The organism is Halonotius roseus (genome assembly GCF_006861655.1).
Taxonomy (GTDB): Archaea; Halobacteriota; Halobacteria; order Halobacteriales; family Haloferacaceae; genus Halonotius; species Halonotius roseus.
Genome location: NZ_SESI01000001.1, coordinates 900700 through 912704, shown reverse-complemented (window position 1 = coordinate 912704; position 12005 = coordinate 900700). Strand labels below are relative to the sequence as shown.

Below are 12005 nucleotides of genomic sequence, written 5' to 3'. Positions count from 1 at the left end.
GAGCATGGACAAGAGTCAACGAGCAGAAAGATAGTTCACCGGAACGTTTTTTGAGTGGTCAAGTGTTGCAAACGATGATGATCCATTTTAAGTGGCTGGATGGTGCCCGCTGGGAGAGATGGCAGTGACTGGTGCAAAGCGTTCATTGGCTCCTCGCCCAAGCGACAAAGACGCTATTGTGAGTGCTCCATTCGGCGGCGGCCGCAATGTGCTTGCGGCGGTCAACAAATACCCCGGAACCAACCACCGGGCGTGGAACGGGGCACTCATTGAGGAGATTTCGGCGTTTCGACTCGATGTCGAACAGCTCTACGACCTGCACGTGTTGCTGCGTCGAAGCGACTCGGGCGCGACGCTGGATGTCCGTAACGACGCTGTCGCAAGCACTGTCGGTTACAGTTCGAGCCGTGTTCCCGAAATCGAAATCCACAACAGTTTCAGGTTTCCCGACGGTGAGGCCGCAACCCTCGATCAACGAGTGCTTGTCAGCCCCAACACGCCAGCACTCCTGATCGACAACCACGTCCGTTTTGCCGACGAGCGGGGTCACTCGCTGTTTACGCTGGCCAGCCTCGGCATGGACGATGTCCGAAGTGGCGACGACATCGAAGAGGCAACGTATCGACACACCGCCGGCTACGATTTCATCGTTGCCCACGACGGGAACCGGTATCTCGCGCTCGCCCAACGCAACCCCGAGACGGGCCAAACCACCTTCGATGGCCAGCGGATCGGTGTTCAAGGCGTCGCCTCGGGGCCCGACCGCAGCGCGTGGCAGGATCTCTATCTCGACGGAGCCGGCGGTCTCACCGAGACAACCCACAAGGAGGGGAAAGTCGACACCGCCATCGGGCTCCACGCCGGACGGGACACCGACGTCCGGTGGACGACCGGCATCGGGTTCGGCACCAGCGAACAGGAGGCCGTCGACAATGCCCGTTGGCCGCTGTATGCTGGCTACGAGCGCGAACGAGCCACTTTCGTGGCGTTCTGGAAGGCGTGGTGTGAAAACATCTCACTGTCGTCACCGGACGACGCCACCGCCCGGAAGCTGTACGAACTCTCGGTGATGAGTATGAAATGCGCCCAGGATCGCCGTGGTGGGATTATCGCTGGCGCGTTCAAACCCGAACAGTCCTCCTATCGCCACATCTGGCCACGGGATCTCGTTATCATGGTGCAGGCATTGTCGGCGGTCGACGCAACTCCCGAGGCCCGCCGCGCCTTGGACTGGCTTAACCACGCCCAAATCACGAGCCACACGACCGACGAACGGGGGATCGACCGCTACGGCACGTGGTGGCAGAACTACTATACCGACGGAAGCGATCACTGGCAGGATCTCCAGCTCGATCAGGTCGGCGGGCCGATCTACGCCCACTGGCTCCTTTACGAGGAGACCGGCGACGACGCGCTGCTGGAGGCCCACTACCACATGAGTCGACGAGCGGCCGACTTCCTGCTGTCATGGGAGGAAAACGGGTTCCCGAAAGCCCATCAAGACCCTTGGGAGGAGATCTGGGGCCACTCCACCGAGGGGTCAGCTGCGGCGATCGCTGGCCTCCGATCGATGGCCGAACTCGCCTCGGCGGCCGGCGACGACGCCTACGCCGATCGGTGTCGTGAGCGCGCCAACACGTGGACGAGTAACTTCAAGGAGTACTGTTTCGAGGAAAACGGACTGTTGGGTTCTCACTATGTCACCGCGAGCAACCCCGAGTACGCGGACTCGCCGCCGCCCGATCAGCGTCCGGACGGGGCTGCGTTCATGGCCTACTGGCCCTGGAACGTCGTTGCTGCCGACGACGAGACGATGCTGTCGACGGTTAAACACGCCGACAACACTGCCTGGCGGGCCAAACGAAGCCCGTGTCTGGGGCGGTATCCCGGCGACGACTACACGCCGACCGGTGTCGATGAGGACGGCGGCTGGCCAATCTGTGAGGCCTACGCCGACATGGTTCGCTGGCAGAGCGGCCACGACACAGACGCGGTCTCCGATTTTGTCTACCACCACGCCCCTGAGTGGGTGACGAGTGCAAACCTGCTGCCCGAACGCGTCGACGGAGCGGGTCGGCCGCGCTGGAACGCGAATCTACTCTGGAGTCAGGCGACGTACGTGCTGCTCGCCGAGAGCATGCGCCGCGGCGAACCGTACGGCATGGCCCCCGGTGAGTAAGCCTCCTACTGCTTTTCGCGTATACAGCACAATTGATATGTGCACCCGTCGCAAGCTGAACCTATGCAAACCGTTGTACTCGCTGCCGGGTCGGGAACGCGTATGCGGCCGCTCACTGAGACACAGCCGAAACCAACGCTCCCGGTCGCTGGTCGACCGCTGATCGGGCACGCGCTCTCCGGGGCTGCGGCGGCCGGTGCCTCGCGGTTTATCATCGTTGTCAACCCTCACACGTCAGCTGTCGAGGAGGCTATCGGGGAGACGGTCGACGGTGTGCCCGTCGAGTACGTCACCCAGACCGAACAGCGTGGAACCGCCGACGCCGTGGCCGCCGCGCTCGACGCTCTCGACCCGGAGCCGTTTGTCGTCCTCAATGGCGACTCGCTGTACGATGAGGCCTCGTTGGCAAAACTCTATGCGTCGACACCGGCAGTCGGCTCCTTCCGCGTCGATAATCCCAGCTCGTACGGTGTCCTCACGGTTACTGACGGCCGAGTTACCGACGTCGTCGAGAAGCCAACCGACCCTGAGTCGAATCTGATTAATGCCGGTGGGTATGCCCTTCCGACCGAGGTTCAACAGTGGCTCGACGTGCCCGAAAGCGAGCGCGGGGAACTGGAGTTCACGGATGTCCTCCTGCGGGTGTGTGAAACCTTTGATGTCACGCCGGTCAGTTTCGACCGCTGGCTCGATGTCGGTCGGCCATGGGATCTGCTGGCGGCCAACGAGTGGAAAACGCCCGAGGTCGAGCCGACGATCGAGGGAACGGTCGACGACGATGCAACGCTTTCCGGAAACGTCCACGTCGCGCCCGGTGCGACGGTTCGATCCGGCGTCGTCATCGATGGGCCTGCCTATATCGACACGGGTGCAACTGTTGGCCCGAACGCATACATCCGTGGCACCACCTACGTCGGCCCCGACGCGAAGGTCGGACACGCCGTCGAGGTTAAAAACAGCGTCCTCATGGCTGGAGCAACCGTCGGTCACCTCTCGTATGTTGGTGACAGTATTCTGGGGTGTGACACCAACCTTGGTGCCGGGACGAAGATCGCAAACCTCCGCCACGACGGCCAGCCGGTGCAACTCACGGTAAAAGGCGAGCGCGTCTCGACCGGGCGGCGGAAGTTCGGTGTCGTCCTCGGAGCCGGGGCAAAAACCGGGATCAACACCAGTCTCAACGCTGGCCTCACGCTGTCCCCCGGGGCGGCCACCACACCGGGAGAAGTCGTTACCCGGGATCGTTGACTGTAGGACTGAACCGATTGACCGTTCCACTCACACGTCGACTAATTCGGGTTGATCGTCCAAACCATCCGAACAGACCATCTATAACGTATCACAATTTCTATAATGTATCAGTAATCGATACACTGACACCGGCGTCCGTCTACCGATTCGTATGAACAAGCAGTTCCTCGAAGCAACGATAAGTATTCGCGGTGTCGTCTGTCGGCCTGATGATCGGATTCTCCTCATTCGTCGGTCAAACGACGGTGGCTGGGAGCTCCCTGGTGGTCGGATCCACCGTGGCGAAGCCGTAACGGACTGTCTCCAGCGGGAGGTTCGTGAGGAGACTGGGCTGGCGGTTACGGTTCGTCGACCGCTTGAGGCCACGTCGTGGCAGAACACAGCGGAGAACGACCGGTTTGCGGTGTACTACCACTGCACGACCGAGGGGTCGGACGTGACCTTGAGCGACGAACACACGGATTCCCGATGGCTTTCGAAAGAAATCGCCTGCGAGCAGTTGAGCGAGCCGCAGGCCGCAGCGACGCTCCAAACGGTTCCGATTGAGACAACCGATTGATTCGTCGAAGCGATCCTCCACACCCGATTCATGCCGTCGCCTAGATGGGTTTATGCCGAGACAGGTAAGAAAGGATGTATGACTACACTGACCGTCGGGGTCGTCGGGGCCGGATGGATGGCCACCGACTACCATGTGCCGGCGTTTACCTCCCATCCCCGAACCCGCGTCGTCGCCTTCGCCGAACGCGACGACAGCCGCCGGTCGACCGTCGAGGAGGAACTCTCGGTGCCGGGCTACGCCGACATCGGGTCGCTGCTCGCGGCCCACGACCTCGACATCGTGAGCATCTGCACCCCACCCAGCACACACGAGGAGATCTTTCTGGCCGCCGTCGACGCCGGCTGTCACGTCCTCTGTGAGAAACCACTGGCACTGACCGCCGCAAGCGCGAAGCAAATGGCCGCCGCGGCGGCCGACGCCGAGGTCGTCACACAGGTCGGCTATCTCCACCGCTACTACCGAAACTACGAGCGCGCCCTGAAGCTCCTGTCGAACGACCTGCTCGGCGATATCGTCGAGATCACCGTTGCCCATCACTCGGCACCGCCCTCCCAGGGCTGGTACTACAACCCCACGCTCTCGGGCGGGGGCGTCGCCCGCGACCTGTTTCCCCACTCTCTGGACGTACTGATTGAGTTGTTTGATCACTCACCTGAGGTGACCGACGCCAGCGTGCGCTACCTCCGGGATCGGGCTGTCGAAGACGTTGCCCACGTCTCGCTTGACTTCGACGGCGTCCCGGTTGATCTCTCGGCGACATGGACACAGACCGACGGCGTCAGTCGCGTCCTCGTCGTCGGCACCGAGGGCTGGCTGGAACTCGATTCGAAAACGTTGCAGGGGGAGGTTCACGGCCGTCCCTTCGAGTTCCAGCAGGGCGCGCTCCCTCTCGTGGATATCGGCATCGCAACCCTCTTTCCGGCCAGCGATGAGGACGCCCACACTGCCCGCATCCACGATTTCGCCGACCACGCCGTGGCGGGCGATCCCGACACCGCAGCACCGGTCGACCGCGGTGTCGCGGTCGCGGAGGTCATTGATTCGGTGTACGCCCACAGCGGTGTCGACCGGGAGGTCGACCGAAATACCGAGGCCGACCGAAACATGGAGGGCGAACAATGAGGGTTCTCGTGACCGGTGCCACGGGCTTCATCGGGCTGAATCTGCTGGCGGCTCTGGCTGACACCGACCACGAGCCGGTCGCCATGGTTCGGCCAGCCTCCACGACGACGCGACTGCCCGATGGCGTCGACACCGTTGAGGCCGACCTCTCGAACCCCGACTCGTTGGCCGCCGCGCTGGCGGATGTCGACAGCGTCGTCCACCTTGCGGCGGCCGTCTACGACACCGGAGCGATGTCGAGCACTAACACGGCAGGAACCGAACGACTCGTTGCGGCCGCAGCCGACGCCGGAATCCAGCGGTTCGTCTTCCTCAGTACGATCGGAGCCCATCCGGAGATCCCCGCCGACGCCGGGTCGGCCTACCAGCAGTCAAAACTCGCCTCCGAGGAACTGCTGTTCGGTCGGGATCACCCGTTTGCGGTGGCGGCCATCTACCCGACCTACATCTTCGGCCCACGCGACTACCGGCTGACACGCTACGAGCATATCCGTCCCATCGCTACCAATCGCCTGTTGGTTCCGCCGCTGTACACCGATGCGAAGTACAATATTGTCCACGTCGACGATGTCGTCGGCACTATCACCTCCTGTCTCGATGGTGAGACGACCGGTCGACAGCTCGTCACCGGGCCGAACCTCACCAACAAGCAGGTTCTCAAAACAATCGCCCACCACACGCCGGGCAACTGCCGCGTAGTGACAGTCCCTTACAGCGCGATCCGGTGGGGCGTCAAGCCCGCGATGGATCTGCTGTACCGGATCGGGATCTCGCCAGTTCCGGGCGAGGGGTTCCTCGAACGGGGCGATTTCGGAACCGTTAGAGCTGATCTCACCGAGCAGGCCCCGGTCGACCAACGCCCCTGGCAGGCCGCCCTCAGCGAAACCATCGCGTGGTACGAAACGGTAGGGCTGCTGTAGATGAGTGGGCGTCGTCGCGGATCCCTCGCACCGCCGCCGCTCCGGCGAACGATGAACCTCGCTCGCGCGAGTTCGCTGCTTTTCGGCGTTGAACTGCTGAACACGGCACTTGGGTTCTTTGGGACGGTGTATTTCGCCCGCGAACTTGGAGCGACGCTGCTCGGCATTTTCTTTCTGTTTGAGGCGACCCTGTACACGATGGCGACCGTCGTCGACTTTGGGCTGCGGGGAGCCGTCGAAAAACGGATCAGCGCGGGCGACGATCCGGCCCAGATGTTCGGCGCGGCAGTCGTGTTGAAGCTGCTATTGATCCTCGTCGTCTCAGGTCTCGTTCTCGCGGTTCGCGAACCGCTGGCGGGCTACATCGGTGTCGACCTCGCGTTCGAACTGATCGGCGTTGTTGTCGCCTTTGAGCTGTCGATGCTGGTCATTCACGTCCTCCAAGGGGAGCTACGGGTGGCTCAGACCGCCGTCCTACATTTCCTGCGCAGCCTCACATTTGTGACCGTGGCCGTCGCGCTCCTGCAGTATGGCTACGGTGTCCAGGCAATGGTCTACGCGCTGCTGGTAAGCTACACCGTCCTGCTCATCGGTGGGACACTTCGGCTGTCGACGCCGCTGGCCCGCCCCGGTCGACGCCATCTCCGGTCGCTGTACGACTACGCGAAGTTCAACGGGATCTGGGGACTGGGCGGACACGTCTACAACTGGATGGATGTCATCGTTATCGGCTTTTTCCTCTCACAGGCCGCTGTCGGGGCCTACGAACTGGCGTGGCGACTGACGACGACCGCGATCATGTTCAGTACCGTCTTTGCACGCGCGCTGTTTCCGCAGTTGTCGGCATGGCAAGCTGATGGTGCGGTCGAGAAGGTGCAGAACCTTGTTTCGGATGCGATGACCGTCTCACTGTTGCTTATCATTCCCTCGGTGGTCGGCGTCGCCGTGATCGGCCGGGAGATCCTGGGCGTTATTTTCGGCTTGGAGTACACCATCGCCGCGGCCGCGTTTCTTGTCCTCATGATCGAGAAGCTCCCCCAGGCGGTGAACCTCGTCTTCGACAAGGCGATTCAGGCGTTCGATCGACCCAAGTACGGAGCCATCGCCACCGTGGTCTCGCTGTCGATGAACATCGTGTTGAATGTCCTGTTGGTTCCCCGCTACGGGCTGATCGGTGCGGCTGTGGCAACCCTTGTCTCAGTCTTCGCCAACACGGTGATACTGGGGCTCTATCTCGGTCGACTCACTCCGGTTCGGTTCCCGGTTCGGGATGTCGGCTGGACCGTTCTCGCGGCTGCCGCGATGGGCGTTGTGTTGGTCGGAATCACCCGACTGCTCTCGGTTGACACACCCTTGGCACTCATTGCAGTGGTCGGCGTCGCAGCAGTCGTCTACGGCGGCGGCGTCCTCGCAGCCCCGCCGCTCCGGGTGAAGATCATCGAGAACGTGCGGAACGTACGCGGATAGAAGCTACTCGGTGAGCCGGTAGACGACACCCTCCTGTCGGGACAGGGGATCCTCCGAGAGTGCCGCCCGCGTTCCCAGCACGTAACTGTCCGAGCCATCCTGGCCCAGCGAAAGCACTTGGATGTCGAGGCCGCCCTCAACCTGAATCTCTTCCATCGGCCACTGGCCCGACTCCTGTGGCGTCGCTGCGATGAGTCGACCCGACGCCGTGCTGAATGAACTAGTGAAGATGCCGAACAGATATCTGTCGCCGAGCCCCGCGACCGAGCCGGTGTGGATGTGGCCGCCGATGACCGCGAAGCCGACCGCATCGCCCGCCTCGTCGAAATGTGGGAACTCCAAGACGGGGTCGACGAGCGGTTCGCCACGGTCGGATTCGACGAGACAGTCGCCGCCAGTACTGATACCAAGCTGGGGGTCGTGACAGTAGGTGGCCTCCTTGAGCGGCCAGCCGTAGTTGGCCCCCGCTTCGATGACGTTGACCTCTTCCCACATAGCCTGTCCCACGTCACCGGCGATCAGCTGATCGCCGCTGAACGCCATCTTCCAGGGGTTTCGGAGCCCCCAGGCGTACAGTTCGTTGCGACCCTCGGCACCGACAAGTGGGTTATCCTCAGGGATACCGTAGGGGAGATCGTCGGTTCGGCTGTCGACATCGATTCTGATGATGCAGCCTTTGAGCGTCATGAGGTCTTGACCGTTGAAGGGGTTCAGGCCGTCGCCGAGCGCGCCGTACAGATAGCCGTCGGGGCCGAACTCTAGGGTGCCTGCTTGATGGAGCGGGCGCTCCCACGGCATCTCCAAGAGGATGCGCTCGCTGTCGGGGTCGGCCACCCGCCCGTCGTCGGTCGCCTGGAACTCAGAGAGCCGCTCGTAGTGGTCGAGGGCCTCCTCGTCGGTCGGCGCGCTGTACCGAACATAGAAGCGGCCATTGCTTCCGAAGTCGGGATGGAACGCCAACCCCAGTAGCCCCCGCTCGTCGTAGGCAACCCAGTTCGGCAACCCCTCACCGAGAGCCACGAGCCGGTCGGAGAGATCAAGAAACGGTGTCGAGCGAAGCCCATCATCGTCGTGGATATGGATCGTACCGACCTGGTCGACGATAAACCGCCTCTCAGTTCCGTCGGTGGCGGTCACGAGCGCGCTCGGCGAGGTCAGACCCGTTGCGACCTCGGTCAGCCCGACGGTCGGCCCCTGTTCGAAGAAGGTCGAGTCATCGGTTTCGCCGCCACCGTTGGAGTCCTCCGAGGGGTCATCCTCAGCCTGGTCACGACTCTCAGTCGAACAGCCCGCGAGCAGACCGGCGAGACCGACAGCACTGCCAGCCCGAAGTAGCCCTCGGCGTGTGTACGACCCTGACTGTCCAAGATTGCGTTTATCCATGCGGTCTGGAGTTGATGAATCCATATAATGTTTCGTTAGTAGTTGTCAGAATCTAACCGTATAGCTACGTATATATACAGGGTAAAGCATTATTTACGTTGATGATTATTCACTTGGAGACGCTATGAACACGGTGCTACTCGCGGCCGGTGAGGGGACGCGGCTGGGTCCGCTAACCGAACGCCGGCCGAAACCGATGATCCCGGTGAATAACAAACCGATTCTCGAATCGGTTCTGGAGGCCGCCATCGAGGCGGGAGCCGACAGTATCGTCCTCGTTGTCGGCCACGCCAGCGAACGCATTCGGAACTATTTCGGCGACGGCGACGAGTGGGATATCCCGATTCAGTACGTGGTTCAAGACCACCGACTCGGTGCGGCCCACGCGCTGTCGCAGGCTGAATCGCTGGTCGATGGGGCGTTTCTGACGCTGCACGGCGATCAAATAGTCGATGCGGCGTTGCTGGAGCGTCTCATCGACTGCTGGACAGAGACCGGGAACCCGACGATGGCAGCCGTCCAGTCGGATCGGCCGACAGAGTACGGCGCGGTTACGGTCGACGGTGAGACCGTCCGGAGCGTCTCACGCCACCCGACTGACAATCCACCGTTTCTGGTCAACGGCGGGGCCTACGTCTTCGACGAGTCCATCTTTGATGTGATCCGGAACGACAGCGGGACGCCCGCTGGCGACTTTGGAATGGCGACCGCGCTCCAGCGGCTCGCCGACGACGGGGTGCTCTCGGCCGTGCTTCACCGCGGCCCCTGGCAGGATCTCACCTATCCATGGGATCTGTTGACAACGAACGAAACGTTGCTTCGCAGCCGCGAGGCCGAGCCATCCTCCGACGGCGTCCACGAGACAGCTGTCGTCTCCGAGGACGTGGCGCTCGATGCGGGCGTCTCTGTCGGGCCGAACGCGACGCTGCTGTCCGGCACGTCTGTCGGCCGGAACGTCCGAATCGGTGCGAACGCGACGCTATCGAACTGTATCGTGTTCAACGGCGGGCGGATCGGCGACGGCGCGGTTCTCCACGACTGCATCGTCGGCGAGTCAGCAGCGATCGGCCCGAACGTTACCGTCGAAGGCGGGCCGGCGGAGGTCATCATCGACGACACAGTCCATCACGACGTCCCGCTCGGTGGGATCGTGGCTGACCGAGCGAGACTCGGCGGGAACGTGACGTTGACACCCGGCACCATCGTGGGCCGGAATGTGGTCGCTGACAGTGGGAGCGTCTTAGAGGGACGAATCGAGTCGGGCGAAACAGTGCGGAGAGCCTAAATCATGTGTGGAATTATCGGATACATCGGCGAACAGTTGGCCCGGCCACGACTCGTGGCAGGGCTACAGCAACTGGAGTACAGAGGCTACGACTCGGCGGGCATCGCGCTCGCCGACGACGAGCTGGCAGTGTTCAAACAGGTCGGCCTCGTCGCCGACCTTGATCTACCGGAGTCGACACCACAGACGTGTGGGATCGGCCACACCCGGTGGAGTACCCACGGCAAACCGACCGATGCCAACGCCCACCCACACACCGACTGTTCGGGGCGGGTGGCGGTCGTTCACAACGGCATCATCGGGAACTACGACGAGCTTCGGGCCTCGCTTCTCGACCATGAGTTCCGTAGTGAAACCGATACCGAGGTGGTCGCCCACCTACTCGAAGACGAACTCGAAGCGACCGACGACCTTCGAGAGGCGGTAGGGGCTGTCGTCGACAAAATCGAGGGGAGTTACGCGCTGGGCGTGGTTGCGGCTGGCTACGATGGGATCGTCGCCGCCCGCCGGAACAGTCCGCTGGTCGTCGGCCACGGCGAGGACGGCAACTTCATCGCAAGCGACGTGACACCGCTGCTTGAACACACCCGGTCGGTGTCGTATCTGGAGGATGGCGACGTGGCCCACGTCACCCGCGAAGGGATCGCCATCTGGAACGAGGGCACGCCGGTTGACCGTGAGGTTCACACCATCGAGTGGAGTCCGGACGCGGCCGAAAAAGGTGGCTACGACCACTACATGCTCAAGGAGATCTTCGAACAGCCGACAGCCCTCCGACAGGCGATCGCCGGGCGGATCGATCCGATCGAGGGCCGCGTCGAGTTGGAGGGGCTGTCCATCCCCGATGGGTTCCTCGAAGGTGTCGACGAGATCCAGTTCGTCGCCTGTGGCACGTCGTATCACGCGTGTCTGTACGCCAAGCAGCTGATGGAGGAGTTCGCCGATGTCCGAGCGACCGTCGAGTTCGCCAGCGAGTACGCCGTCGGTAGCGGCCGCAACCCCGAGCGGACGCTCGTGGTCGGCGTCAGTCAGAGCGGCGAGACTGCCGACACCCTCCGGGCGTTGCGGATGGCCAGCCGGGTCGGGATCCGAACCCTCGGCGTGACCAACACTGTCGGGAGTACGATGGCGCGAGAATGCGACGACGCCCTCTACATCCGCGCAGGCCCCGAAATCGGTGTTGCCGCAACCAAGACGTTCGCCTCACAGGTGATCGTGCTTGCGATGTTCGCGCTGACTGTCGCCGACGTTCGGGGCGAACTCGATCCGCGAGCCGCTCGCAAACTGCTCGAAAATCTTCAGGATCTCCCCGGCGCAGTCCAGTCGGTTCTCGACAACAACGATGCTATCGAAGAGGTCGCCGACGCCTACGCCGGCGGCGAGGCGTTCTTCTTCATCGGCCGCCGCCTCGGTGGCCCCGTCGCCCTGGAGGGGGCACTCAAACTCAAGGAAATCTCCTACGACCACGCCGAGGGGTTCCCGGCCGGCGAACTCAAACACGGCCCGCTGGCACTCGTGACCGAGGAGACGCCGGTGCTTGCGATCCTCACCGACGGGACGCGGCCCGACGAGACCCGGAACAACGTCAAAGAGGTGCAGTCCCGCGGCGCGCCGGTGATCACCCTTGCCGCCGAGGGCTACCAGAGCGACGACGAGGTCGGGTTCGACGTGCCGGATCTCGGGCTGCTGGAGCCGCTCGTCGCCAATGTCTATCTCCAGCTGTTTGCCTACCACGTTGCCGATAGCAAGGGCAGAGCTATCGACCGACCGCGAAATCTGGCCAAAAGCGTCACCGTCGAGTAGTCCATTCGAGAAGGGCGTCATCCAACTGTCATT

The 12005-nt window shown here is 62.7% G+C and carries 9 protein-coding genes; 8 read left to right on the top strand and 1 reads right to left on the bottom strand.

All coding sequences use genetic code 11. The annotated features are described in order from the left end of the window. Positions 1–178 precede the first annotated feature (178 nt). From EWF95_RS04815 to EWF95_RS04790, 6 genes are all read left to right on the top strand, one after another. Positions 179–2179 carry a glycoside hydrolase family 15 protein gene (locus tag EWF95_RS04815; protein WP_142442907.1) on the top strand — a complete coding sequence of 667 codons (2001 nt, stop codon included), beginning with the start codon at positions 179–181 and terminating at the stop codon, positions 2177–2179. A gap of 63 nt (positions 2180–2242) precedes the next feature. Further along, entirely contained in the window at positions 2243–3427 is a 1185-nt protein-coding gene (gene glmU / locus EWF95_RS04810) for a bifunctional sugar-1-phosphate nucleotidylyltransferase/acetyltransferase (protein ID WP_142442906.1), read from the top strand. Between the two features lie 154 nt (positions 3428–3581). After that, entirely contained in the window at positions 3582–3989 is a 408-nt protein-coding gene (locus EWF95_RS04805; RefSeq protein ID WP_142442905.1) for an NUDIX hydrolase, read from the top strand. A 78-nt stretch (positions 3990–4067) separates the two neighbouring features. After that, the gene (locus EWF95_RS04800) at positions 4068–5114 is read left to right on the top strand and encodes a Gfo/Idh/MocA family protein (protein ID WP_142442904.1); all 1047 of its coding nucleotides are present in this window, start codon (positions 4068–4070) and stop codon (positions 5112–5114) included. After that, positions 5111–6034, top strand: a complete 924-nt coding sequence (locus EWF95_RS04795) for an NAD-dependent epimerase/dehydratase family protein (RefSeq protein ID WP_142442903.1) — start codon at positions 5111–5113, stop codon at positions 6032–6034. The genes EWF95_RS04800 and EWF95_RS04795 overlap by 4 nt, the downstream gene beginning before the upstream one ends. Beyond that, on the top strand, positions 6035–7501 hold the full coding sequence (locus EWF95_RS04790; RefSeq protein WP_246055630.1) for a flippase: 1467 nt from the start codon (positions 6035–6037) through the stop codon (positions 7499–7501). Positions 7502–7504: 3 nt separating this feature from the next. Here EWF95_RS04790 and EWF95_RS04785 read toward each other — a convergent pair whose 3' ends face one another. After that, entirely contained in the window at positions 7505–8884 is a 1380-nt protein-coding gene (locus EWF95_RS04785) for a PQQ-dependent sugar dehydrogenase (protein WP_142442902.1), read from the bottom strand. 124 nt (positions 8885–9008) lie between these two features. Here EWF95_RS04785 and EWF95_RS04780 point away from each other — a divergent pair, with 124 nt between their 5' ends. Together EWF95_RS04780 and glmS are read left to right on the top strand one after the other, a co-directional pair. Continuing rightward, positions 9009–10169 (top strand): sugar phosphate nucleotidyltransferase, encoded by a 1161-nt coding sequence (locus EWF95_RS04780; RefSeq protein ID WP_142442901.1) that lies wholly within the window; start codon positions 9009–9011, stop codon positions 10167–10169. 3 nt (positions 10170–10172) lie between these two features. Further along, positions 10173–11972, top strand: coding sequence for a glutamine--fructose-6-phosphate transaminase (isomerizing) (gene glmS, locus EWF95_RS04775; RefSeq protein WP_142442900.1), 1800 nt, complete (start codon positions 10173–10175; stop codon positions 11970–11972). Positions 11973–12005 lie beyond the last annotated feature (33 nt).

What these genes read in the sequence shown, in the direction of transcription:
- glmU (WP_142442906.1), top strand. Translation starts at nt 2,243, where the DNA reads ATGCAAACCGTTGTACTCGCTGCCGGGTCGGGAACGCGTATGCGGCCG.
- EWF95_RS04805 (WP_142442905.1), top strand. Translation starts at nt 3,582, where the DNA reads ATGAACAAGCAGTTCCTCGAAGCAACGATAAGTATTCGCGGTGTCGTC.
- EWF95_RS04800 (WP_142442904.1), top strand. Translation starts at nt 4,068, where the DNA reads ATGACTACACTGACCGTCGGGGTCGTCGGGGCCGGATGGATGGCCACC.
- EWF95_RS04795 (WP_142442903.1), top strand. Translation starts at nt 5,111, where the DNA reads ATGAGGGTTCTCGTGACCGGTGCCACGGGCTTCATCGGGCTGAATCTG.
- EWF95_RS04790 (WP_246055630.1), top strand. Translation starts at nt 6,035, where the DNA reads ATGAGTGGGCGTCGTCGCGGATCCCTCGCACCGCCGCCGCTCCGGCGA.
- EWF95_RS04785 (WP_142442902.1), bottom strand. Translation starts at nt 8,884, where the DNA reads ATGGATAAACGCAATCTTGGACAGTCAGGGTCGTACACACGCCGAGGG.
- EWF95_RS04780 (WP_142442901.1), top strand. Translation starts at nt 9,009, where the DNA reads ATGAACACGGTGCTACTCGCGGCCGGTGAGGGGACGCGGCTGGGTCCG.
- glmS (WP_142442900.1), top strand. Translation starts at nt 10,173, where the DNA reads ATGTGTGGAATTATCGGATACATCGGCGAACAGTTGGCCCGGCCACGA.